This window comes from Pseudomonas silesiensis (genome assembly GCF_001661075.1).
Classification (GTDB): Bacteria; Pseudomonadota; Gammaproteobacteria; order Pseudomonadales; family Pseudomonadaceae; genus Aquipseudomonas; species Aquipseudomonas silesiensis.
Window position 1 is genome coordinate 710,899 of sequence record NZ_CP014870.1, and the last position, 22,743, is coordinate 733,641.

Annotated in this window: 22 protein-coding genes; 13 read left to right on the plus strand and 9 right to left on the minus strand. The window is 58.9% G+C overall.

Translation table 11 applies throughout. From position 1 onward, the window contains the following. The first annotated feature begins 268 nt into the window (after positions 1-268). Positions 269-1,933, plus strand: coding sequence for an energy-dependent translational throttle protein EttA (gene ettA / locus PMA3_RS03100; RefSeq protein ID WP_064675801.1), 1,665 nt, complete (start codon positions 269-271; stop codon positions 1,931-1,933). A 372-nt stretch (positions 1,934-2,305) separates the two neighbouring features. After that, entirely contained in the window at positions 2,306-3,643 is a 1,338-nt protein-coding gene (gdhA, locus tag PMA3_RS03105) for an NADP-specific glutamate dehydrogenase (protein ID WP_064675802.1), read from the plus strand. On the opposite strand, the gene PMA3_RS03110 is transcribed toward gdhA, so the two are convergent. The 4 genes from PMA3_RS03110 to PMA3_RS03125 form a co-directional block, all read right to left on the minus strand. Then, on the minus strand, positions 3,640-4,134 hold the full coding sequence (locus PMA3_RS03110; RefSeq protein WP_064675803.1) for a GreA/GreB family elongation factor: 495 nt from the start codon (positions 4,132-4,134) through the stop codon (positions 3,640-3,642). The genes gdhA and PMA3_RS03110 overlap by 4 nt on opposite strands. Positions 4,135-4,204: 70 nt before the next feature. After that, the gene (locus tag PMA3_RS03115; protein WP_064675804.1) at positions 4,205-4,561 is read right to left on the minus strand and encodes a hypothetical protein; all 357 of its coding nucleotides are present in this window, start codon (positions 4,559-4,561) and stop codon (positions 4,205-4,207) included. A gap of 229 nt (positions 4,562-4,790) precedes the next feature. Continuing rightward, entirely contained in the window at positions 4,791-6,644 is a 1,854-nt protein-coding gene (locus tag PMA3_RS03120; RefSeq protein WP_064675805.1) for an Lnb N-terminal periplasmic domain-containing protein, read from the minus strand. Between the two features lie 108 nt (positions 6,645-6,752). Then, positions 6,753-7,241 carry a DUF3015 domain-containing protein gene (locus PMA3_RS03125; RefSeq protein WP_064675806.1) on the minus strand — a complete coding sequence of 163 codons (489 nt, stop codon included), beginning with the start codon at positions 7,239-7,241 and terminating at the stop codon, positions 6,753-6,755. Positions 7,242-7,515: 274 nt separating this feature from the next. Here PMA3_RS03125 and PMA3_RS03130 point away from each other — a divergent pair, with 274 nt between their 5' ends. Together PMA3_RS03130 and PMA3_RS03135 are read left to right on the plus strand one after the other, a co-directional pair. Continuing rightward, positions 7,516-9,954, plus strand: coding sequence for a Lon protease family protein (locus PMA3_RS03130; protein WP_064675807.1), 2,439 nt, complete (start codon positions 7,516-7,518; stop codon positions 9,952-9,954). A gap of 352 nt (positions 9,955-10,306) precedes the next feature. Beyond that, on the plus strand, positions 10,307-10,645 hold the full coding sequence (locus tag PMA3_RS03135) for a PA4575 family protein (RefSeq protein ID WP_064675808.1): 339 nt from the start codon (positions 10,307-10,309) through the stop codon (positions 10,643-10,645). A 5-nt stretch (positions 10,646-10,650) separates the two neighbouring features. Here PMA3_RS03135 and PMA3_RS03140 read toward each other — a convergent pair whose 3' ends face one another. Continuing rightward, on the minus strand, positions 10,651-12,471 hold the full coding sequence (locus PMA3_RS03140) for a hypothetical protein (RefSeq protein ID WP_064675809.1): 1,821 nt from the start codon (positions 12,469-12,471) through the stop codon (positions 10,651-10,653). A 160-nt stretch (positions 12,472-12,631) separates the two neighbouring features. On the opposite strand from PMA3_RS03140, the gene PMA3_RS03145 reads away from it, so the two are divergent. From PMA3_RS03145 to PMA3_RS03155, 3 genes are all read left to right on the plus strand, one after another. Beyond that, a complete protein-coding gene (locus tag PMA3_RS03145; RefSeq protein ID WP_064675810.1) occupies positions 12,632-13,120 on the plus strand; it encodes a TIGR00645 family protein in 489 nt (162 codons plus the stop codon). A gap of 211 nt (positions 13,121-13,331) precedes the next feature. Beyond that, the gene (locus tag PMA3_RS03150) at positions 13,332-13,643 is read left to right on the plus strand and encodes a DUF6482 family protein (protein ID WP_064680607.1); all 312 of its coding nucleotides are present in this window, start codon (positions 13,332-13,334) and stop codon (positions 13,641-13,643) included. Between the two features lie 116 nt (positions 13,644-13,759). Beyond that, a complete protein-coding gene (locus PMA3_RS03155) occupies positions 13,760-14,377 on the plus strand; it encodes a BamJ family beta-barrel-assembly machinery protein (protein ID WP_064675811.1) in 618 nt (205 codons plus the stop codon). A 117-nt stretch (positions 14,378-14,494) separates the two neighbouring features. On the opposite strand, the gene PMA3_RS03160 is transcribed toward PMA3_RS03155, so the two are convergent. From PMA3_RS03160 to PMA3_RS03170, 3 genes are all read right to left on the minus strand, one after another. Next, complete coding sequence (locus PMA3_RS03160; RefSeq protein WP_064675812.1) at positions 14,495-14,752, minus strand: PA4570 family protein; 258 nt, start codon at positions 14,750-14,752, stop codon at positions 14,495-14,497. Positions 14,753-14,958: 206 nt separating this feature from the next. Next, on the minus strand, positions 14,959-15,300 hold the full coding sequence (locus tag PMA3_RS03165; protein ID WP_064675813.1) for a zinc ribbon domain-containing protein YjdM: 342 nt from the start codon (positions 15,298-15,300) through the stop codon (positions 14,959-14,961). A gap of 188 nt (positions 15,301-15,488) precedes the next feature. After that, positions 15,489-16,457 carry a polyprenyl synthetase family protein gene (locus PMA3_RS03170; RefSeq protein WP_064675814.1) on the minus strand — a complete coding sequence of 323 codons (969 nt, stop codon included), beginning with the start codon at positions 16,455-16,457 and terminating at the stop codon, positions 15,489-15,491. Positions 16,458-16,697: 240 nt separating this feature from the next. On the opposite strand from PMA3_RS03170, the gene rplU reads away from it, so the two are divergent. From rplU to PMA3_RS03195, 5 genes are all read left to right on the plus strand, one after another. Next, complete coding sequence (gene rplU, locus PMA3_RS03175) at positions 16,698-17,012, plus strand: 50S ribosomal protein L21 (protein ID WP_003176051.1); 315 nt, start codon at positions 16,698-16,700, stop codon at positions 17,010-17,012. 34 nt (positions 17,013-17,046) lie between these two features. After that, positions 17,047-17,322 carry a 50S ribosomal protein L27 gene (rpmA, locus tag PMA3_RS03180; RefSeq protein ID WP_003215862.1) on the plus strand — a complete coding sequence of 92 codons (276 nt, stop codon included), beginning with the start codon at positions 17,047-17,049 and terminating at the stop codon, positions 17,320-17,322. A 194-nt stretch (positions 17,323-17,516) separates the two neighbouring features. Next, positions 17,517-18,740, plus strand: a complete 1,224-nt coding sequence (gene cgtA, locus PMA3_RS03185; protein WP_064675815.1) for an Obg family GTPase CgtA — start codon at positions 17,517-17,519, stop codon at positions 18,738-18,740. Between the two features lie 137 nt (positions 18,741-18,877). Beyond that, positions 18,878-19,996 carry a glutamate 5-kinase gene (gene proB / locus PMA3_RS03190; protein ID WP_064675816.1) on the plus strand — a complete coding sequence of 373 codons (1,119 nt, stop codon included), beginning with the start codon at positions 18,878-18,880 and terminating at the stop codon, positions 19,994-19,996. 12 nt (positions 19,997-20,008) lie between these two features. Further along, entirely contained in the window at positions 20,009-20,473 is a 465-nt protein-coding gene (locus PMA3_RS03195) for a CreA family protein (protein WP_064675817.1), read from the plus strand. A gap of 198 nt (positions 20,474-20,671) precedes the next feature. Here the strand turns inward: PMA3_RS03195 and rpsT are convergent, their stop codons facing one another. Next, a complete protein-coding gene (rpsT, locus tag PMA3_RS03200; protein ID WP_008154937.1) occupies positions 20,672-20,950 on the minus strand; it encodes a 30S ribosomal protein S20 in 279 nt (92 codons plus the stop codon). A gap of 252 nt (positions 20,951-21,202) precedes the next feature. Between rpsT and murJ the strand changes: the two genes are divergently transcribed. Next, positions 21,203-22,741 carry a murein biosynthesis integral membrane protein MurJ gene (gene murJ / locus PMA3_RS03205; protein ID WP_064675818.1) on the plus strand — a complete coding sequence of 513 codons (1,539 nt, stop codon included), beginning with the start codon at positions 21,203-21,205 and terminating at the stop codon, positions 22,739-22,741. Positions 22,742-22,743 lie beyond the last annotated feature (2 nt).

Here is a 22,743-nt window from a genome sequence, read left to right on the forward strand (position 1 = left end):
TTGGCTGGACTGACGCGACGTGCACTATAAGCCGGACGCCCGGAGGGCGGCTAGCATGCCTTGAGTTGTGGCAAAGTGCCAGTCCCGCCCGGCTGGACTGCCCTTCGTCATTCAGGTAGCTTTGCCGGTTACGCGGGAGCGTTCCAGCTCCTAGAATCAGACTTTTTCAGCGCGCACGCATTGGTCCACATCAAGCGGCAACGCGCACAGTCTGGCCGGGCATCGCCCGCGCTCCAATCATTCATCAGTCACTGACCCAAGGTTCTCCATGGCTCAATACGTCTTCACCATGCATCGGCTGGGTAAAGTTGTTCCGCCGAAGCGGGAAATCCTGAAAAACATTTCGCTGTCGTTCTTCCCGGGCGCCAAGATCGGCGTACTCGGCCTTAACGGCTCGGGTAAGTCCACGCTGTTGAAAATCATGGCCGGCGTCGACACCGAGTTCGACGGCGAAGCCCGTCCGATGCCGGACCTGAACATCGGCTACCTGCCACAGGAACCGATCCTGGACCCGACCAAGACCGTACGTGAAGTGGTCGAGGAAGCGGTCAGCGTGATCAAGAACGCCCAGGCGCGCCTGGACGAGGTCTACGCGGCTTACGCCGAGGAAGATGCCGACTTCGACAAACTGGCGGCAGAACAGGCCAAGCTCGAAGCCATCCTGCAAGCCAGCGATGGTCACAATCTGGATCGCCAGCTGGAAGTTGCCGCCGACGCATTGCGTCTGCCGGCCTGGGACGCCAAGGTAGAATTCCTGTCCGGTGGTGAAAAGCGTCGTGTGGCCCTGTGCCGCCTGCTGCTGTCCGCCCCCGACATGCTGCTGCTCGACGAACCGACCAACCACCTGGACGCCGATTCCGTCGCCTGGCTGGAGCACTTCCTGCACGACTTCCCGGGCACCGTGGTCGCGATCACGCACGACCGTTACTTCCTGGACAACGTTGCCGGCTGGATCCTCGAGCTCGACCGCGGCGCCGGTATCCCGTACGAGGGCAACTATTCGGGTTGGCTCGAAGCCAAGTCCGATCGTCTGGCTGCCGAATCCAAGCAGCAGTCGGCCCACGAAAAAGCCATGAAGGAAGAACTGGAGTGGGTGCGCAAAGGCGCCAAGGCCCGCCAGTCCAAATCCAAGGCTCGTCTGCAACGCTTCGAAGAAATGCAATCGCAGGAATTCCAGAAGCGCAGCGAAACCAATGAGATCTATATCCCGGCCGGTCCACGCCTGGGGGACAAGGTCATCGAGTTCAAGAACGTTTCCAAGGGTTACGGCGATCGCGTGTTGATCGACAACCTGTCGTTCTCAATGCCTAAAGGCGCCATCGTTGGCGTGATCGGCGGTAACGGTGCCGGTAAATCGACCTTGTTCCGCATGCTGATGGGCAAGGAAACACCGGATTCGGGCACCATCGAAGTCGGTGAAACCGTACAGCTTGCCTGTGTGGATCAGAGCCGCGAAGACCTGGACGGCAGCAAGACGGTGTTCCAGCAAATCTCCGAGGGCTCCGACCAGATCCGCATCGGCAACTACGAGATTCCGTCGCGTACCTACGTCGGCCGCTTCAACTTCAAGGGCGGCGATCAGCAGAAGTTCGTCAAGGACCTGTCCGGTGGTGAGCGCGGTCGCTTGCACCTGGCCCTGACCCTGAAAGAGGGCGGCAACGTCCTGCTGCTCGACGAACCGTCCAACGACCTCGACGTTGAAACCCTGCGCTCCCTGGAAGAAGCCTTGCTGGACTTCCCGGGCGCCGCCATTGTGATCTCTCACGATCGGTGGTTCCTTGACCGCGTCGCGACCCACATCCTGGCGTACGAAGACGACTCGCAAGCCGTGTTCTTCGAAGGCAACTACACCGAGTACGAAGCCGATCGCCGCAAGCGCCTTGGCGAAGCGGCTACCCAGCCGCATCGTGTACGGCACAAGAAGCTGGCCTGATTTCGGGTTGGTTGCATAAAAAACGGAGCCTTCGAGGGCTCCGTTTTTTTTTGCATTTTTTCAGGCGCACCGAGGTGTATTCATCGCAGGCAAGCCAGCTCCCACAGGGAATGAGTAATGCCCAGAATGTGTGTGCACCACTAAAAACTGTGGGAGCTGGCTTGCCAGCGATGGCGGTGCCGCTTGTGGTGCGAAACTCTGGTTGTGAATCCCTATTCAGGTGCAAAATCAGCCAGAAAACAGTATTAATTTATATCCTGTGCACCATTTAATTTCACAAATGCGACATATTGCTCTGTTCCTGTGCGCAACCAGTTTGTTAAAGTCCGGCCCAATCTATTCCTACGACAATAAATTTGCCGAGACTTTTCCATGATCGAATCCGTCGAATCCTTCCTTGCCCGCCTGAAAAAGCGCGACCCTGACCAACCCGAATTCCATCAGGCCGTGGAAGAAGTCCTGCGCAGTCTCTGGCCGTTTCTTGAAGCCAATCCGCACTATCTGACCTCCGGCATCCTGGAGCGCATGTGCGAACCGGAGCGGGCAATTGTTTTCCGGATTTCCTGGGTCGATGATCAAGGCAAGGTCCAGGTCAATCGCGGTTTCCGTATCCAGATGAACAGCGCCATCGGCCCTTACAAGGGCGGTTTGCGCTTCCATCCTTCGGTGAACCTCGGCGTATTGAAGTTCCTCGCATTCGAACAAACCTTCAAAAACTCGCTGACCTCGTTGCCCATGGGTGGCGGCAAGGGTGGTTCGGACTTCGACCCTAAAGGCAAAAGCGACGCTGAAGTCATGCGTTTCTGCCAGGCCTTCATGAGCGAGTTGTATCGTCACATCGGCGCGGACGTCGACGTTCCCGCCGGTGATATCGGCGTCGGTGCCCGGGAAATCGGTTTCCTGTTCGGCCAGTACAAGCGCCTGAGCAACCAGTTCACCAGCGTGCTGACCGGCAAGGGCCCGAGCTACGGTGGCAGCCTGGTCCGTCCGGAAGCCACCGGTTTCGGCTGTGTGTACTTCGCTGAAGAAATGCTCAAGCGCAGCGGCGAAACCGTCGAAGGCAAGCGCGTCGCCATCTCGGGTTCCGGCAACGTTGCCCAATACGCAGCACGCAAGGTCATGGACCTGGGCGGCAAAGTGATCTCACTTTCGGACTCCGAAGGCACCTTGTACTGCGAGGCGGGTTTGACCGAGGAACAATGGCTGGCGTTGTTGGAGTTGAAGAACGTCAAGCGTGGACGGATCAGCGAGCTGGCCAGCAGTTTTGGCCTGGAGTTCCGTGCCGGCCAGTGTCCGTGGGAGTTGGCCTGCGATATCGCGCTACCGTGCGCCACCCAGAACGAGCTCGACCTCGAGGCCGCCCGAGCGCTGTTGCGCAACGGTTGTGGCTGTGTGGCGGAAGGCGCGAACATGCCGACCACCCTGGAAGCGGTGGATCTGTTCATCGAGGCGGGTATTTTGTTCGCGCCGGGCAAGGCCTCCAACGCCGGCGGTGTCGCGGTGAGCGGACTTGAGATGTCACAAAACGCCATGCGCTTGCTGTGGACCGGTGGTGAAGTGGACAGCAAGCTCCACGCCATCATGCAATCGATCCACCATGCTTGTGTGCATTACGGCGAAGAAAACGGCCGTATCAACTACGTCAAAGGCGCGAATATCGCCGGCTTCGTCAAAGTCGCCGACGCCATGCTCGCCCAGGGCGTGGTTTAAGCCGGCTCGATGCGGATGATCTCGATCAGCTGATCGCCGGCCGGGCGTTGCCACAGCACCTCGTCACCGAGTTGCGCCCCGAGCAACGCCCGACCCAGCGGCGAGCCCCAGTTGATCAGGCCTGCCGAGGCGTCGGCCTGATCCTCACCGACCAGTTGTACCCTTTGCTCATTATCGTGTTCATCGGCGAACGTCACCCGGCTGCCGATCTGCACTTTTTCTGTCGAGCTGGCGGCGGTCACCACCTGAGCGCTGTGCAGCCGCTGGTTGAAATACCTCAAATCTCGCTCAAGGTCGGCCAGGCGCTGTTTGTCTGCCTGTTCGCCTTTGGCCGATTGCTCACTGTGCAGCTGTTGCAGTTCAGCGACTTTCGCCTGCAACTGGGCCAGGCCCGAGGGTGTGACGTAATTGGGCTGATCGCTGACCTGCCGTTCGACCGGCTGGTCGGCTTGCGCTGCGGCGTTATCTTCATTGACGAAGGCACGGCTCATGGTTTTCTCCCGTTATAGGGGTTGGGCCATGGTCGCAGGCTTTTAGTTTCGATGGATGCCTGTCAGCGACTTATTGCGAGCGATAGGCGCGGGCGGCGTCCTGATCTTTTTGCTGTTGCCAGGCTTTTTCCCGCTCATCCCAATGCTGGCTGCGATAGTCTTCGCGGTCCTCGCTTTCGCGCATGGCCTGGCATTGGCGAAAGCCATCGCTCCAGCCTTCGGCGTAGTTCTTGTCCTTGAGGTAGCGCGGGACGTTCTTGCGGAACTCACCGGTGATTGCCCCGGCGGCTTGCCGGCCGCTGCTGCAGCCATCATCGAAGCCATCGGCGAATGCCGGCGGGTAACCCTTGGCGATCAAGTCTTCATGGGTCGTCTGGCAACCTGCGATCAACATCAACAACCCCACCATACCCACGCAACGCCACATCTCGGACTCCCGGGCCGTTCAACGGCCTATGAGCGAAGTCTAGGAGTGGATTCGTCAGGCGATTGTGCAAGGGCTGTGAAAAATCCATTGAACGCCACAAAAACCTGTAGGAGCGAGCTCGCTCGCGATGGACGTTAACGATGATGCGGGCTGCCTGGATGAACGTGGTGGGCTTACGTCCATCGTCGGAACGCCGCCCGGAGCAAGCTCGCTCCTACAGGGGGGGCGGTCAGTAGTGATACCACTTCAGCTCAAGCATCACTTCGTTCTCGGGTGAGGCCAGGTGGCTGAATTCGCGCTGTGCGCTCAGGCGAAGCCCCAGGTTGCGCGACAATTCCCACTGTTGATTCAGGCTCACGCTGCGACGCACTTCACCATTGGTGAAGAAATCGCCCTTGGCCTCCAGGCTGAAATTGCCCAGCCGGTTGTTCCACAGCAGCCCGGTGTTGAAACCGGCCGCTGGCGCAAAGAAGCCTGCAAAGTCATTGTTGTGTTCCACGCGTACGGTGCCCAAGGCGAAACCGAGCATGTCCTCGCCCAGTTGCCAGGTACCGCCGCCACCGCCGTTGACATGGCTCACCAACGTTTCGTCGTCATGCTTGCCCGGTACGCGCTCCAGGCCGCCGGTGACTTGCCACGAGAGCGGTTGCAACAGCTCGTTGCGCGGGGTCAGGGAGCGGATGGTCGCCAGGTCCAGTTGCTGCAACTGCCACTGGTTGCCTTCGTACTGACGCAATTTCATCTGCAGGATTTCAATCTGCGCACCGAGCGGGAAACTCTCGGAGTTGTCATTGAGGTCGTGATAGGCCATGCGCAGGCCGTATTCCCCAAAAGCCTTGTCGCCCCGCGTGCCGATACCCGCCTGCCAGGTGCGGGACTCATGGCCGTCCTCGGGCAGGCCGGGTTGGGGGATGTCCAGCTCCGGTGCCGGATTCCGGTTGATCGCCCGCAGCAGTTCGAAACTGCGCTGTGCCCGTTGCGGGTCGCGTTCCTGGCCGTTGGCGCGGTAGCGCTCCAACCGGTACGCGGCATCGATGATCAGCGCCTGGCGGTCGCGGGCTTGAGCCTTGAACGCCGGGGTTTGCAATTGCTGCTGGTCGGCGCTGACGTTCAACACCCACTGCTGCTCTTCATCGGTCAAGGGTTCGGCGCGGCTGAGCAACTCACGCTCCCGGGACGGACGATACTCAATGGATTCCACCAGCCCGGCTTCTTTCACCGCCTTGACGGTGTCGGTGGGGATCGCGGTCAGCGGGAATTGTCCGGTCAGCCGCAGGCTCGGGCGGGCCACCTGCAGCAGTTCCAGCAGGCGATAAGAGCAGTTTTCGTCGAAGAAGAAATAGTCGAACTGGATCTGTTTCAGTTCCCAGACATGCTCGACCATGCGTTCGGTTTCTTGTTGAGTCAGGTTCAATCGGTATTCCCACAGATCACGATTTTCCAGGCTGCGGTATTCCGAGAGTTTTTCCTGGTAAGGCACCAGCGCGAATAGCCCCGGATAGCCGCCCATCAAGCCCTTCCAGGCATACAGGATGCTGTTGTCCGAGCCTTCGATGTAAGCACCGAAGTTGATCGCGTAACTGAGCAGGGCGGTTTGATCGCGCTGCACGTCCGCCTGGTCTATGCGCAGCAGGGTGTGGCCGAACATCGATGAAGGGCTGTTCAGATAGGCCGCAGGGAAAATCATCACCGCGCTGTGGGGCGAGACATCCTTGAACCATTGCTTGAATTCGCGGCAGTCCGGCGCCGGCAGATCGTTCAGCTCGAGTTGCGCCTTCAGCCAGCGGGTGCGGGCGGGGTAGACGCATTGTGCATGCTGTTCGCCGGCACTTGCGGGGGCATACAGCGCCTGGAGCGTCGCGGTCAGCTCGCGGTCGGGGTGTTCGTTGCCGTCGGGCGCGAGAAAGAATTTCCTGTCACTGACATAGCTGCGCCAGCCGCCGAGCTTGGCGGTTTCGTAATGGCCCAGGGAGATCCAGAAAGGGTCGTTGGCCAGTTGCTGCAAACGTTGATTGTCGATGTGTGGCGCGGCGGACAGCGGGGCACAGACACAGAGCGCCAGCCAGGCAAGGCGTTTGAGCATAGTGAGCAACTTAAGTCGAAAGGAACAAAGACCCAAAGGAGGGCAGGCCAAAAAGGGCCAGGTTCAAAAAATAAAGCCCGCTCCCGAATAGGTGCGGGCGGGTCGAGCTTAAGCTTGAGTGGCGTACTTGACCAGACGCGGATCGTTTTTCAGGACTGCCAGGGTGTTGGTATGCACGTCTTCAGCGGTGACGTCCGCCTTGCTGAAGATCTGCTGGAAGTGCTCGTGAGTCACGGCGGCGAAGTGCGCACGGTCTTCCGGCGCCACGCCCAGTACCACGGCATAGGTCGTCAGCGCTTCGCCCTGACCTTTAGCCATGTCTTCGGACAGCTCGTTCATCATGCCATTCATGGCCAGCCAGGATTTGCCGCCATAGGTCAGCGACGCATTCGTCGAGCAACCGTTGGTGCCCGAGGTCATACCGAAGGTTGCGTTGCCGGAGGTGCCGTTGGTGGTGGATGCCAGGAAGTGAGCCGGGGTGCCACGCTGACCTTCGAACAGCATGTTGCCCCAACCGCAATCCGGGCCGCCTGGCGCCTGAGCCATGGCGTTGATGGATACAGCGGTGAAGAGAGTACCGAGAAGAATCCGTTTCATAGCTATGTTCTCTTTGTGTGCATTCCAATGGACAGGGTCTGGCCCGATCTGGCGCCAGTGGGCCGGTTATTGTTCCAGCCGCGCAGTTTGGAGTTTAGGCACGTTCCAGGGGTTCCGTGATTTTTTGCAATATATTCGCTGAAAACCTTGATTTAGACCCGGCCTGCCTGGAGATGCCGCTTTGACTATGCTTTCGCTTGAGGCGCGCCTTGCAAGTGATGCATGGGCAGCGCCAGAATGCCGCTATCTGCCCCGCCTGATGTAAGGAAGCCCGATGCCTGATCCTGTTGCTGCCAGCTTGCGTCTAGCGCCCGAAGCGCTGACCCGTCCGTTTTCCGCTGAACAGTTCAGCTTCTCTACCACCAATGATCTGGAGCCCTTTCGCGGTGTGCTTGGCCAGGAACGTGCGGTCGAAGCCTTGCAGTTCGGTGTGGCCATGCCACGCCCCGGTTACAACGTATTCGTCATGGGCGAGCCCGGCACTGGCCGGTTTTCGTTCGTCAAACGCTACCTGAAAGCCGAAGGCAAACGCCTGCAGACCCCGGCGGACTGGGTCTACGTCAACAATTTCGAGGATCCTCGCGAGCCGCGCGCCCTGGAATTGCCCGCAGGTACCGCCGGTGCCTTCATCGATGACATCAACGGTCTGATCGATAACCTGCTGGCGACGTTCCCGGCCGTGTTCGAGCACCCGTCGTACCAGCAGAAAAAAAGCGCCATCGATCGCGCGTTCAATCAACGCTATGACCGCGCGCTGGATGTGATCGAGCGCCTGGCACTCGAGAAAGACGTCGCGCTGTATCGCGACAGCAGCAACATCGCGTTCACCCCGATGTTTGAAGGCAAGGCGGTGGACGAAGCGGAATTCGCCCAGTTGCCGGAAGCCGATCGCGAGCGCTTCCACGACGACATTTCGTGGCTGGAAGAGCGGCTGAACGAAGAGCTCGCCAGCCTGGCGCAGTGGAAGCGCGAGTCGAGCAATCAACTGCGCCAGCTCAACGAAGAAACCATCACCCTGGCCTTGCAGCCATTGCTCGCGCCGCTGTCGGAAAAATACGCGGAAAACGCCGGTGTCTGCGGCTACTTGCAAGCGATGCAGGTGTACCTTCTCAAGACCGTGGTCGAGCAACTGGTGGATGACAGCAAGCCTGACGCGGTCGCGCGCAAACTGCTGGAAGAGCAGTACGCGCCGAGCCTGGTGGTCGGTCATCCGGCCAGCGGCGGTGCGCCAGTGGTCTTCGAGCCGCACCCGACTTACGAAAACCTGTTCGGCCGGATCGAGTACACCACCGATCAGGGCGCGCTGTACACGACCTACCGGCAATTGCGACCGGGGGCCTTTCACCGGGCCAACGGCGGGTTCCTGATCCTGGAAGCGGACAAAATGCTCAGCGAGCCGTTCGTATGGGATGCGCTCAAGCGCGCCCTGCAATCGCGCAAACTGAAAATGGAATCGCCGCTGGGCGAGATGGGGCGTTTCGCCACCGTGACCCTGACACCGCAACACATTCCGTTGCAGGTTAAAGTCATCATCATCGGCGCCCGGCAGCTGTACTACACGCTGCAAGACCTCGATCCGGACTTCCAGGAAATGTTCCGCGTCCTGGTGGATTTTGACGAAGACATCCCGATGGTCGACGAGAGCCTGGAGCAGTTCGCCCAGTTGCTCAAGACCCGCACCTCCGAAGAAGGCATGGCGCCGCTGACTGCCGATGCGGTGGCGCGCCTGGCGACGTACAGCGCGCGCCTGGCCGAACACCAGGGGCGTTTGTCGGCACGGATCGGTGATTTGTTCCAGCTGGTCAGCGAGGCGGATTTCATTCGTCACCTGGCGGGGGACGAGATGACCGACGCCGGGCACATCGAACGTGCGCTGAAAGCCAAGGCCACCCGCACCGGGCGCGTCTCGGCGCGGATTCTCGATGACATGCTGGCCGGGATCATTCTCATCGACACGGACGGTGCAGCCGTCGGCAAGTGCAACGGGCTGACGGTACTGGAAGTGGGCGACTCGGCCTTTGGTGTGCCGGCGCGGATTTCCGCCACGGTCTACCCGGGTGGCAGCGGCATCGTCGACATCGAGCGCGAGGTCAACCTCGGCCAGCCGATTCACTCCAAGGGCGTGATGATCCTCACCGGGTATCTGGGCAGCCGTTACGCCCAGGAATTCCCCCTGGCGATTTCCGCCAGTATCGCCCTGGAGCAATCCTACGGTTATGTCGATGGCGACAGTGCCTCGCTGGGCGAGGCCTGCACCCTGATCTCGGCCCTGTCGAAAACCCCGCTCAAGCAGTGCTTTGCGATTACCGGCTCGATCAACCAGTTCGGTGAAGTGCAGGCGGTGGGCGGGGTCAACGAGAAAATCGAAGGCTTCTTCCGACTCTGCGAAGCCCGCGGGTTGACCGGTGAGCAGGGCGCGATCATTCCGCAGGCCAACGTTGCCACGCTGATGCTCGACGAGAAAGTGCTGGCCGCGGTGCGCGCGGGGCAGTTCCATGTCTACGCGGTACGTCAGGCGGACGAGGCGCTGAGCCTGCTGGTCGGTGAACCGGCGGGTGCGCCGGATGAGAATGGCGAATTCCCTGAAGGCAGCGTTAACGCGCGGGTGGTGGAGCGTTTGCGCGTGATCGCGGAAATGATCAGCGAGGAAGACCTCAAGGAGGCCGAGAAGGAAGCTGCGCTGGAAGCCTTGGTCGAGGCCAAACCGGCCTGACGTACACCTGCCTGGAGTTATGTAGAGCCCCTGTGGGAGCGAGCTTGCTCGCGATAGCGACCTGACATCCAACATGTGTGTTGTCTGAAGGTCCGCAATCGTCGGAACGCCGCCCGGAGCAAGCTCGCTCCCACAGGTTTTTGTGTATTGGCAAAATCGACATTCCATCCCAGAAAGTGCCATCACTCTGACGTCAATATTCACACAATGACCATTCGGCGCCTTGTGGTCTAACTTGACGTGCTAGTCAGACTTTTCTTCTATGATCAGGTCAAGGATATCGACAGTAATCACTGGATCGAGACAGCCTTCCTGTGGGGGCTGAATACCGGATCTACCGAGGGTCGCCGCCATGTCGCGCAACCTCTGCCTCACCCGTCAATGCCTGGGTCTTGTGACCCGTATCGAATGTTCCATCCGCCCATTGGCGGGGGATACGGGCATGTGGACCTTGCTTTTCGCCGCCGGAATGGCGGGCGAACAACCTTCAGCCATCAAAGCTCAGGGCCCCTTCCATGGCCCCTTCGTGGCTGAATCAATCCTCGACACCATTGTTGAAAGCCTGACCCTGCATGGCTATGAACTGGCTGATGACCCGCAAATCTGGTGCCTGCACCTGCAAGCCCAGCTGCGGGAAATCAATGGTGGCCGTTCGCGCAATCTCGGCTTTGAGTTCCGGCCCGACCGCTGAGTCGACTATCGGGCAAGGTCAGCCTTGTCCAGTTTGACCTCGAAACCGTACTGCACGGTGACGAGGTCAGTGCGCTGGTAGGTTTCCAGTTGGGTGGGCTGGCCGTAGAAGTAATGCACCGCGAATATCGCCGGGCCTTCTGCGCCCGCATCGTGGCTGACCGACAGGATCTCCTTCAGATAATGGCCGCTGCCGTCCCTGGCGAAGAAACGCCAGTCCTGGGCGGGGAACAATTTCGAATCAACCACCAGTGCGTTGCCTTTGATCTTCAGTCCCTTGGGTAACTGGCGGGCGTCGATGGTTTTCTTGTCGACGGTGGCCATGAACAGGGGAAAGGAGCCGACCGCATAAGCCGGTGTTTCCGGAAACAGGTTCAGGTCATAGGTGATAGTGCCGCGCGGAGGGTCGACCTGGTACGCCTGCGGCGGCAATTCAATCGGCCCATCCCGTTTGCCGTCAGCGTCTTCGGTGAAGAAAGTGACCGGGCTTTTGCCGACGTTCAAGGCGGTGCCGAGCAATTCATCATTGAAGCTTCTGGGGTGATCGAACTCAATGCGCGCGGCACTCGGGTCATCGACTGACTGACTGATGCTGACACTCTTCTTCAGTTGTTCCTCGCCCAGCGTCGCCCCCTGGAGCCAGGTCGGGGCCTGGTCGTCATACACCACCACCGGCAACGTCAGCGGCTGGATGGATTTCGCCGTGGTGTGCCGGTCGAAGCGGCGTACCGGCAGATTCAGGTTCTTGCGGGTCACCGTGGCAGCCGAAAAATCCAGAACGCTGACGTCCAGCGTCTCGATCGGCCCGTTGAAGTACACCTTGGAGTAATGCTGTTTCTGTTGCTGCTCAAAGGCGCGTTGCTCTTCATTGAGCTGCTTTTCAAATGTCTCGGTCCAGGTCTTCTGCTGTTGCATGTTCGCCAGTTGCTTTTGATAGAAGGCTATTTGCGCAGCGGTTTCATTGATCGAGCCTGATCGCGAGAGGAATTGCCCGGTGCTGTCCCTGGCCTGGACGATCAACGGGTTCAATGTTGTGTCGTTGAGCTCGGCGGCCAGGGGCGCGCTGTTGCTGAATTCGATTTCGGCGTAGTTGCTCTCCAATTTCAGCAGGGTGACGCTGAGATTGTCGTTGGTACGAGTCTGGCCAACGTCCTTTTTCGTCAGATCGAAGCTGTAGAGCCGGCGCGGCGCGATGACTTCCACTTTGCCCTGCAGACTCACCGGTTGCGGCTGGTTCTTGTTTTCGACATCCAGGCCATCAATGAACGGATAGGTTACCGTCAGGTCATCGGGGTTGGTCAGGTTGGAGCTGGAGGGACTGAGCTGTATGCCAGGATCGGTTTCCGACCATTCCGGCTGGAACGGGATGACGCGCTTGTTGCTCAGGGTTACCGACTGCCATTCCACGCCGTGGGGAAAAACAAACGCGGCAGGGCTGTTGAAGTTGAAGGGGAAAACCGGCTGCAGATCGGTCAAGTAGTCGGAGCTGGAGTCTTTGTGCAGCACGAACAGACCGTTGATGTAGGTATCGACCAGATCCTGGGGCGTGGGGTAGTGCTTGAGCACGGCGAGGACGTCTTCGTCGTATTCGGTTTCCACAGGTTTGCTCTCAAGCTTGAGCTGAGCACGCTCGAGCAACAACAGTGAGCCGCCAAGTTCGGCCACGGCATCCTTGAGTTTCGGATCCTGAATCGCGTCCAGGGACTTCTCGAACTGCGCCGTCTTTTCCTCGAGGCTGACCGGGTGCTTCGCATCACTGGGTGAGCAACCACTCATCAGCAGAACCAGGCACATTCCGGCGCTCGTTAAAGGCAATCGCACATCCATTTTCCCGTCTTCCTGTCCGATGTCGCTGAGCTGTCAATAGTTTGGACACTAGCAGAAAAACCTTGTCACACACGCGCAGGTTACGGATTTTTCGGTTGTTTCTGGGTGTAACAGGTGGCTGGTATACTCGCGTTCATTTCCAGCCTACCTGTGAGATTCAATGGAACGCTTTATCGAAAATGCAATGTATGCCTCCCGCTGGCTGCTGGCGCCGATCTACTTCGGTCTGTCCCTTGGCTTGTTGGCCCTGGCGCTGAAATTCTTTCAGGAAGTGTTTCACGTCATCCCCAACGTGTTTTCGATGGTCGAGTCGGAACTGATCCTGGTGCTGCTGTCGCTGATCGACATGGCGCTGGTGGGCGGTTTGCTGGTGATGGTGATGATCTCCGGGTACGAAAACTTCGTTTCCCAACTCGATATCGATGACGACAAGGAGAAACTCAACTGGCTGGGCACCATGGATTCGTCTTCGTTGAAGATGAAAGTGGCGGCCTCCATCGTGGCGATTTCCTCCATTCACCTGCTGCGGATCTTCATGGATGCACAGAACATCGATCCCGCGCATTTGATGTGGTATGTGATCATTCACATGACCTTCGTGATCTCGGCATTTGCCATGGGCTACCTGGACAAGCTGACCAAGCACTGAGATCCCACACCCCCCTGTAGGAGCGAGGCTTGCCCGCGTAGAGGTCGTGTCAGACCACATAAATGTTGCCTGTAGCGCCGCCTTCGCGGGCAAGCCTCGCTCCTACAGGGGAGGGTGAACCAGACGGGCGGTATCGTTGGCGGCTTGTGCTTTGTTGCGCCGAAGCCTATGCCTGTAAGAATCCTGGCTCGCCACAGTGTGAGGTATGTTCATGAACCTGCAAGAATTGAATGCCTATGCCATCGCCGGCAAAGTCGATGAGCTCAATCTGATCTCGATGGAAGGGGGGATCTATCTGCTGGAAGCGCGCATGCACGGCGCGGCCTATCCCCTGAGCGATAAGCACGGCGAGTCGTTTCATCTGCGCTCGGTCGAGCATGCCCGTGAGGTGCTTCGCGACTTTCCCACCTTGCAGTTCAACCTGGTGCACACCTCGGTGCATGACGAAATGTGCGGGCTTGGTGCCAGTTCGGAAGAAAGCCTGAAGGTACCGATCGCCTTCCGTACCGGGTGGCAGCACTGACCCCCTGATCAACGCGATGGCATCTGTGCTAGTCTGCTGGCCCTTTTTTATGAAGGGCTTTTCTGAAAGCTGAACGAAATTTGCCTTTCAGGGATGCCCCCCAGCGGAGCAGTGTCATGTCCGAAGTAAATCTGTCCACCGATGAAACCCGCGTCAGCTACGGCATTGGCCGTCAGCTGGGTGACCAACTGCGTGACAATCCGCCACCGGGCGTAAGCCTGGATGCGATCCTGGCGGGTCTGACCGACGCTTTTGCCGGCAAGCCAAGCCGTGTGGGCCAGGAAGAAATGTCCGCCAGCTTCAAGGTCATCCGCGAAGTCATGCAAGCCGAAGCGGCAGCCAAGGCTGAAGCGGCGGCGGGCGAAGGCCTGGCCTTCCTGGCTGAAAACGCCAAGCGTGACGGCATCACTACCCTGGCTTCCGGCCTGCAATTTGAAGTGTTGACCGCAGGTGAAGGCGCCAAGCCATCCCGTGAAGACACCGTGCGCACCCACTACCACGGCACGCTGATCGACGGCACTGTGTTCGACAGCTCCTACGATCGTGGCCAGCCTGCAGAATTCCCGGTTGGCGGCGTGATCGCTGGCTGGACCGAAGCCCTGCAACTGATGAACGCCGGCAGCAAATGGCGTCTGTACGTGCCGAGCGAACTGGCTTACGGCGCTCAAGGCGTTGGCAGCATTCCGCCGCACAGCGTACTGGTATTCGACGTCGAGCTGCTTGACGTTCTGTAAGCGCTTGATCCTGTAGGAGCGAAGCTTGCTCGCGAATGCATCACCTCGGTTTCAAGTCGGAACCGAGTTGCCTGCTTCGCGAGCAAGCTTCGCTCCTACAGGGTTTTGTGGTGTTTCTCATAGTTCGATCTTATGTTGCAGATCGCTGGTCGGGCGCAACGCCCTGGCATAGCAGAACAGAAACAGATTACGCACCAGTTCCTTGAGCACCACCGGCTCGCTGGAACTCAAGCCGTTGACGTCCAGATCACCCTGATCCTGCAGCTCGTTCAAGGCTTCTTCTTCAAGCACTGCACAGACTTCCCCGGTTTCCCGATGCAGGATCCTGAGGTAAGGGTGTGGGCGGTCCAGCCAGGCGTCGATCAAATAAGTCATGGTTCTCATCTCCATTGAAGGGTTCAATGAGAATAATTCTTATTCATCAAATAGCAAGGGTCTATTGGCCGTTTGTGCTTTTTTCCAGATGAAGATTGCGTAAGGTCAAAACGGCTGGCGTTTGGCTACTGTGAGGAAATGCTGGGCGAGGCAGGTGAGGGAGAGGCACCATCCCACGCAGGGCGCAGGATGGTAATACAACAGAATCAGACTTTTCTGACGAACTCGGATTTGAGTTTCATCGGGCCGATGCCGTCGATTTTGCAGTCGATGTCGTGATCGCCATCGCACAGGCGGATGTTCTTGACCTTGGTGCCGACCTTGACCACCAGCGACGTGCCCTTGACCTTGAGGTCCTTGATCACGGTGATGGTGTCGCCATCCTGCAGGACGTTGCCGACCGAATCTTTCTTCACGGTGTCATCGGACGCTGCTTCGGCTTCGCCACCCGCGGACCACTCGTGGGCGCACTCGGGGCAGATCAGCTGGGCGCCGTCTTCGTAGGTGTATTCGGAATTGCATTTCGGGCAGGGTGGCAACGTGCTCACTAAAGCTCCTTGGATTGAGGATGGCTAAAAGTCGCACATTATATAGGGTTTTAGGCCGGAGAGGGCTGGACGCTGATAAACCTGTGGGAGCGAGCTTGCTCGCGATTGCGGCGTGTCAGTCAGCAACAGTGTCGACTGGCAGATTGCAATCGCGAGCAAGCTCGCTCCCACAGGGGATTGCAGCGCTGTTAGTGAGTACGAGCGACCGCAAACTCGCTCAACTCGACCAGCGCATCGCGATACTCGCTGGCAGGCAGCGCATCGAGGCACTTGATCGCACGGGCCACGTAGTCGCGGGCCAGCTGCGCGGTGTACTCAAGGGAGCCGGACGCTTCAACGGCCTCGCGGATGCTTTCCAGGTCTTCGATGCCGCCTTTCTGGATCGCCTTGCGCACCAGTGCCGCCTGTTCCGGCGTGCCTTCGCGCATGGTGTAGATCAGCGGCAGGGTCGGCTTGCCTTCGGCCAGATCGTCACCGACGTTCTTGCCGAGGGTTTGCGCATCCCCTTTATAATCCAGCAGGTCATCGACCAGCTGGAAGGCGATACCCAGGTGATCGCCGAAGGTGCGCAACGCTTCGCTCTGTTCCGCTGTGGCGCCGGCCAGGGCCGCGGCACTGTGGGTCGAGGCTTCGAAGAGCATCGCCGTCTTGCCGCGGATGACTTCCATGTAGATTTCTTCGGTGGTGCTGGCGTCACGGACCTTCGACAGCTGCAGCACTTCACCTTCGGCAATGATCCGTGTGGCTTGCGAAAGGATCTTCATCACCGGCATGGAGCCCAGTTCGACCATCATTTCGAAGGAACGCGAATACAGGAAGTCGCCGACCAGCACGCTCGGAGCGTTGCCCCACATGGCGTTGGCGGTCGAGCGGCCCCGGCGCATGCCGGACATGTCGACCACGTCGTCATGCAGCAGGGTGGCGGTGTGCAGGAACTCGATGGTCGCGGCCAGCAGGCGCATGTCATCGCCTTCGCGACCCAGGGCCTTGCCACACAGCAGCACCAATAACGGGCGCAGGCGTTTACCGCCGGCCGAGGTAATGTAGTCGCCGATTTTCGACACCAGCGGCACTCGGGAAGTCAGCTGCTTCTTGATGATGCCGTCGACGGCTTTGAAATCGTCCGCCACCGCGCGGTAGAAAGCTTGGGGTTGCATCAGAGACAGTTGCTCCAGAAGGGTTGCGCGGCATGCTAGGACCCACGTCGGCGGGTGTCAAGGTACGATGGACGGCCTCTTGCATCGCCCCGGCAGCTTGCGTACAATCGCGCACCCTGAACTTCCTGGGCAGCACCTGCCTTACGCAATTGCAAACAGGCCTTCCAGCCCAATGCAGCCATGCCAGCCAATACCTCTTCTTATAAAGAGCTGGGTGAGCAGGATTATCGGAGAAATACCATGTCGTACGCAGTAATTGTTACTGGTGGCAAGCAATACAAGGTCGCCCCAGGTGAATACCTGAAGATCGAAAAACTGGAAATCGCTACCGGCGAATCCGTTACTTTTGATCGCGTTCTGTTGGTCGCCAATGGCGATGACGTGAACATCGGCGCTCCAGTTGTTGCTGGCGCTACCGTTGTGGCTGAAGTGATCTCCCAAGGTCGTCACGATAAAGTCCGCATCATCAAGTTCCGTCGTCGTAAGCACCACATGAAGCGTATGGGCCACCGCCAGTGGTACACCGAGATCAAAATCACCGGTATTCAGGCTTAATTTCAGCCTAATTCCTCACTAGGAGAATTGACTCATGGCACACAAAAAAGCTGGTGGTAGTACCCGTAACGGTCGCGACTCAGAAGCCAAACGCCTTGGCGTGAAGATGTATGGCGGCCAGGTTATCATTCCGGGCAACATCATCGTGCGTCAGCGCGGCACCCAATTCCACGCCGGTTACGGTGTTGGCATGGGTAAAGATCACACTCTGTTCGCTAAAATCGACGGCGTGATCAAGTTTGAAGTAAAAGGCGCTTTCAACCGCCGTTACGTGAGCATTGTCCCGAAGACTGAAGTCGTCGCGGCATAATTACGTAGTTGCTGGAAAAGCCCTGTCTCGCGACGGGGCTTTTTCGTTTGTGGGGTGAGTCTCTTGCAAAGCTGTTTGTGATGGGCTCCAGCGCTGGATTTGCGGTCGTTGATTGAGGTCGCTGCGCTCATTTTTGCAAGAGTCTTATGTCTTAGTGTTTTTCGGCTCGTCCGTATGACGAGAGGCGTTTTGTTATGAAGTTTGTTGATGAAGTATCGATTCGAGTAAAGGCCGGTGACGGCGGCAACGGTTGCATGAGCTTCCGTCGCGAGAAATTCATTGAAAACGGTGGCCCGAACGGCGGCGATGGTGGTGATGGCGGCTCGGTCTACATGATCGCCGACGAAAACCTCAATACCCTGGTGGACTATCGTTACACCCGGCACTTCGATGCCGAGCGTGGTTCCAACGGCGGCAGCACCGATTGCACAGGTAAAAAAGGTGAGGAGCTGGTGCTGCGTGTACCGGTCGGCACCACTGTTATCGACGCTGGCACCCAGGAAGTGATCGGCGACCTGACCAAGGCCGGCCAGAAACTGCTGGTGGCTCATGGCGGCTGGCACGGCCTGGGCAACACCCGCTTCAAGTCCAGTACCAACCGCGCTCCGCGTCAGACCACTCCGGGCAAGCCGGGTGAGGCGCGTGACCTCAAGCTGGAAATGAAGGTGTTGGCTGACGTCGGCCTGCTGGGCTTGCCGAACGCTGGCAAAAGTACCTTCATTCGTTCGGTATCGGCCGCCAAGCCGAAGGTCGCCGACTACCCGTTCACCACGCTGGTGCCAAACCTGGGCGTGGTCAGCGTCGATCGCTGGAAGAGCTTCGTGGTCGCGGACATTCCGGGCCTGATCGAAGGCGCTTCCGATGGCGCGGGCCTGGGGATTCGCTTCCTCAAGCACTTGTCGCGTACCCGTCTGCTGCTGCACCTCGTCGACATGGCGCCGCTGGATGACGCCAGTGCCCCGGATGCGGCTGAAGTGATCGTCAGCGAGCTGACCAAGTTCAGCCCGTCCCTGGCTGAGCGTGACCGTTGGTTGGTGCTGAACAAGTGCGACCAGATCCTTGAAGAAGAGCACGACGCTCGCGTCAAGGAAATCGTCGATCGCCTGGAATGGACGGGTCCGGTCTACGTGATCTCGGCCATCTCCAAGCTGGGTACCGAGCGTCTGTGTCACGACATCATGCGCTACATGGAAGATCGTGCCGATCGCCTGGCCAACGACCCGGCCTACAAGGAAGAGCTGGCCGATCTCGATCAGCGCATCGAAGACGAAGCCCGTGCCCAGCTGCAGGCCCTGGATGACCAGCGTGCCCTGCGCCGCAGTGGCGTGAAGTCGGTCCATGACATCGGCGACGATGATTGGGATGAAGAAGATGTGGATGACGAAGACGGTCCGGAAATCATTTACGTGCGTGATTGATTCGTTGCGATAAACTTAAGCGCCGCTCACCTGAGCGGCGTTTTAGTATCTGGAAATCGATCGTTGGTCACAAATAACCACGATTAACGTCACGGGCAGTGCCAGGTCGCGCTGTCCTCAAGCTAAGGTTGAAGATGATGCGGAGCAAGGTGGCAGGTGCGCAGCGTTGGGTCGTGAAAATCGGCAGCGCTTTGCTGACGGCGGACGGCAAGGGCCTGGATCGCGCGGCAATGGGAGTCTGGGTCGAACAGATGGTGGCCTTGCATGAGGCGGGCGTTGAACTGGTGCTGGTGTCCTCCGGGGCGGTAGCGGCAGGCATGAGCCGTCTGGGCTGGACCGTGCGACCCAGTGCGATGCACGAACTTCAGGCGGCTGCCGCCATCGGCCAGATGGGCCTGGTGCAGGCCTGGGAGTCGAGCTTTGCCGAGCACGGCCGGCATACCGCGCAGATTCTCCTGACGCACGATGACCTGTCTGACCGCAAACGCTACCTGAACGCCCGCAGTACCTTGCGTGCGCTGGTCGAGCTCAAGGTTATCCCGGTCATCAACGAGAACGACACTGTGGTCACCGATGAGATTCGTTTCGGCGACAACGATACCCTGGCGGCGCTGGTGGCCAACCTGGTCGAAGCTGACTTGCTGGTGATCCTCACCGATCGCGATGGCATGTTCGACGCCGATCCGCGTAACAACCCTGGCGCCAACCTGATTTACGAGGCCCGTGCCGATGATCCGGCGCTGGATGCGGTGGCCGGCGGTACCGGTGGTGCGCTGGGGCGCGGCGGTATGCAGACCAAATTGCGCGCTGCGCGACTGGCGGCCCGCTCCGGTGCGCACACGATCATTGTGGGTGGGCGCCTCGAGCGGGTGCTGGATCGTCTCAAGGCGGGCGAGCGCATCGGCACCTTGCTGTCGCCTGAGCGCGGCATGCTGGCGGCGCGCAAGCAATGGCTGGCGGGGCATCTGCAGACCCGCGGCACGCTGGTGCTCGATGCGGGCGCGGTGGTGGCGTTGTCCCAGGGTAACAAGAGTTTGCTGCCGGTAGGCGTCAAGCTGGTCCAGGGTAGCTTCCGCCGTGGCGAAATGGTGGTTTGCGTTGCGCCGGACGGTCGTGAAATTGCTCGTGGCCTGGCCAACTACAGCGCGCTGGAGGCACAAAAAATCATTGGTCAGTCGTCTGAGGCGATTGTCGGTCTGTTGGGTTACATGGCAGAGCCGGAACTGGTTCACCGCGATAACCTGATCCTGGTCTGAAGGAATACCTGAATGCGCGTGGCAAAAGGATGGTTGGGTCTGTTGTTGGCGATGCCGCTGCTGGCCTCGGCCGAGGAGATCGGTCAGGTGTCGACAGTGTTCAAGTTTGTCGGTCCGAACGATCGTATCGTGGTCGAGGCCTTTGACGACCCGAAAGTGGAGGGCGTGACCTGCTATCTGTCCCGCGCCAAGACGGGCGGGGTGAAGGGCGGTCTGGGGTTGGCTGAAGATCGCGCCGAGGCGTCTATCGCTTGCCGTCAGGTCGGCCCGATCAGCTTCAAGGGTGAGCTCAAGGATGGCGACGAGGTGTTCAAGGAGCGTACCTCGCTGGTGTTCAAGACCATGCAGGTGGTGCGGTTCCTCGACAAGAAGCGCAATACACTGGTTTATCTGGTGTACAGCGATCGTTTGATTGAAGGCAGTCCGCAGAATGCGGTCACTGCGATCCCGATCCTGCCGTGGGCGCACGCCCAGTAATCTAGCGAAAATCAAAATTGTGGGAAGAGCCGGGCGGCGTTCGTCTGCTCGCGAAAGCGGTGTAACAGTCAGCGATTAGGTTGAATGTAGCGGCCCCTTCGCGAGCAAGCCCGCTCCCACATTTTTTTGCGATGTACCTATTAAATCCCAGGCAATAAAAAACCGACCCTAAGGTCGGTTTTTTAACGAGCTTATCGCTTATGCGGCAACAGCAAGGTTCAGAGCCTTGACGTGACCGTTCAGGCGGCTCTTATGACGAGCGGCCTTGTTCTTGTGGATGATGCCTTTATCGGCCATACGGTCGATAACTGGCACGGCCAGAACGTAAGCAGCTTGAGCTTTTTCAGCGTCTTTTGCGTCAATGGCCTTAACTACATTCTTGATGTAGGTACGAACCATGGAACGCAGGCTGGCGTTGTGGCTGCGACGCTTCTCAGCCTGTTTTGCACGTTTTTTGGCGGAAGGTGTGTTGGCCACCGTCGAGCTCCTCGAAAGACTTTTTAGGAAATAGCAAACAAAATAGGCCGCGAATCATGCCGATGAGTTGATGTCTTGTCAAGGGCGGTTGAGACGGTCCGCTAAGTGGTAGGTATAAAGAGGCGGGATATTTATTTCCGGCGCTTGACCTGTAAACTCGCGAGCTTTGGCTCTGTGCTGCTGCGGCGCGGAGTATCGCATAAGTGGGCGCTTTGTTCGCCTGCTGTTTATCGACAGGCACAAACTCTTTCAATGAATCTGCTCAAATCGTTGGCCGCCGTCAGCTCTATCACGATGATTTCCCGGGTTCTGGGGTTCGTCAGGGACACTCTAATCGCACGGGCATTTGGTGCCGGGATGGCGACCGACGCCTTCTTTATCGCCTTCAAACTGCCCAATCTACTGCGGCGAATCTTCGCCGAGGGGGCATTTTCCCAAGCCTTCGTGCCGATTCTGGCCGAATACAAGAACCAGCAGGGCGAGGAGGCGACGCGGACCTTTGTCGCCTATGTCTGCGGCCTGCTGACGCTGGTGCTGGCGCTGGTCACCGTGCTGGGCATGGTTGCCGCGCCGTGGGTCATCTGGGCGACCGCGCCGGGTTTCACCGACACTCCGGAAAAGTTCGAGCTGACCGTGAGCCTGCTGCGGGTGACGTTCCCCTATATATTGCTGATCTCCCTGTCTTCATTGGCCGGCGCGATCCTCAATACTTATAACCGTTTCTCGGTGCCGGCCTTTGTGCCGACGCTGCTCAACGTCAGCATGATCATCTTTGCGGTGTTCCTGACGCCGTACTTCGATCCGCCGGTCATGGCCCTGGGTTGGGCGGTACTGGTGGGTGGCCTGGCGCAATTGCTCTATCAACTGCCGCACCTGAAAAAGATCGGCATGCTGGTACTGCCGCGCCTGAACCTGCGCGACAGCGGGGTCTGGCGGGTATTGAAGCAGATGGCGCCGGCGATTCTCGGCGTTTCGGTGAGTCAGATTTCGCTGATTATCAACACCATCTTCGCCTCCTTCCTGGTCGCCGGTTCCGTGTCCTGGATGTATTACGCCGACCGTCTGATGGAATTGCCGTCCGGTGTATTGGGTGTTGCGTTGGGCACTATCTTGCTGCCGACCCTGGCCAAGTCCTACGCCAGCAAGGATCGTCAAGAATATTCGCGAATCCTCGACTGGGGGCTGCGGCTGTGCTTCATACTGGTATTGCCGTGCTCGCTGGCGCTGGGGATCCTGGCGGAGCCGCTGACGGTTTCACTGTTCCAGTACGGACAGTTCAGTGCATTTGATGCGGCCATGACCCAGCGCGCACTGGTCGCTTATTCTGTCGGTCTGCTGGGAATTATTGTCATCAAAGTATTGGCGCCGGGCTTTTATGCGCAACAAAACATCCGCACTCCGGTAAAAATCGCAATTTTCACTTTGATCGTTACTCAGCTGTTCAACCTGGTGTTGATCGGCCCGCTGGCCCACGCCGGCCTGGCGTTGGCCATCAGCGCCGGTGCCTGCCTCAACGCCGGCCTGTTGTTCTATCAGTTGCGCAAGCAGCAGATGTACCAGCCGCAGCCTGGCTGGGCAAAGTTCGGGGTTAAACTGGTGGTCGCGGTGCTGGTGATGTCCGCGGTGTTGCTGGGCGCGATGCATTTCATGCCGGCCTGGGATCAGGGGCGCATGCTCGAACGATTCCTGCGTCTGGGTGCGCTGGTCGCTGCTGGCGTGGTGGCTTACTTTGGTATGTTGCTGTTGATGGGCTTCCGTTTGCGCGACTTCAATCGCAAGGCGTTGAGCTGAGG

Coding starts and splice junctions, on each gene's coding strand:
- PMA3_RS03130 (WP_064675807.1), top strand. CDS start 7,516: ATGCCTGATCCTGTTGCTGCCAGCTTGCGTCTAGCGCCCGAAGCGCTG.
- gdhA (WP_064675802.1), top strand. CDS start 2,306: ATGATCGAATCCGTCGAATCCTTCCTTGCCCGCCTGAAAAAGCGCGAC.
- rpmA (WP_003215862.1), top strand. CDS start 17,047: ATGGCACACAAAAAAGCTGGTGGTAGTACCCGTAACGGTCGCGACTCA.
- PMA3_RS03125 (WP_064675806.1), bottom strand. CDS start 7,241: ATGAAACGGATTCTTCTCGGTACTCTCTTCACCGCTGTATCCATCAAC.
- PMA3_RS03195 (WP_064675817.1), top strand. CDS start 20,009: ATGCGCGTGGCAAAAGGATGGTTGGGTCTGTTGTTGGCGATGCCGCTG.
- ettA (WP_064675801.1), top strand. CDS start 269: ATGGCTCAATACGTCTTCACCATGCATCGGCTGGGTAAAGTTGTTCCG.
- PMA3_RS03150 (WP_064680607.1), top strand. CDS start 13,332: ATGAACCTGCAAGAATTGAATGCCTATGCCATCGCCGGCAAAGTCGAT.
- murJ (WP_064675818.1), top strand. CDS start 21,203: ATGAATCTGCTCAAATCGTTGGCCGCCGTCAGCTCTATCACGATGATT.
- proB (WP_064675816.1), top strand. CDS start 18,878: ATGCGGAGCAAGGTGGCAGGTGCGCAGCGTTGGGTCGTGAAAATCGGC.
- PMA3_RS03140 (WP_064675809.1), bottom strand. CDS start 12,471: ATGGATGTGCGATTGCCTTTAACGAGCGCCGGAATGTGCCTGGTTCTG.
- PMA3_RS03135 (WP_064675808.1), top strand. CDS start 10,307: ATGTCGCGCAACCTCTGCCTCACCCGTCAATGCCTGGGTCTTGTGACC.
- cgtA (WP_064675815.1), top strand. CDS start 17,517: ATGAAGTTTGTTGATGAAGTATCGATTCGAGTAAAGGCCGGTGACGGC.
- PMA3_RS03145 (WP_064675810.1), top strand. CDS start 12,632: ATGGAACGCTTTATCGAAAATGCAATGTATGCCTCCCGCTGGCTGCTG.
- PMA3_RS03110 (WP_064675803.1), bottom strand. CDS start 4,134: ATGAGCCGTGCCTTCGTCAATGAAGATAACGCCGCAGCGCAAGCCGAC.
- PMA3_RS03120 (WP_064675805.1), bottom strand. CDS start 6,644: ATGCTCAAACGCCTTGCCTGGCTGGCGCTCTGTGTCTGTGCCCCGCTG.
- PMA3_RS03115 (WP_064675804.1), bottom strand. CDS start 4,561: ATGTGGCGTTGCGTGGGTATGGTGGGGTTGTTGATGTTGATCGCAGGT.
- rplU (WP_003176051.1), top strand. CDS start 16,698: ATGTCGTACGCAGTAATTGTTACTGGTGGCAAGCAATACAAGGTCGCC.
- PMA3_RS03160 (WP_064675812.1), bottom strand. CDS start 14,752: ATGACTTATTTGATCGACGCCTGGCTGGACCGCCCACACCCTTACCTC.
- PMA3_RS03170 (WP_064675814.1), bottom strand. CDS start 16,457: ATGCAACCCCAAGCTTTCTACCGCGCGGTGGCGGACGATTTCAAAGCC.
- PMA3_RS03155 (WP_064675811.1), top strand. CDS start 13,760: ATGTCCGAAGTAAATCTGTCCACCGATGAAACCCGCGTCAGCTACGGC.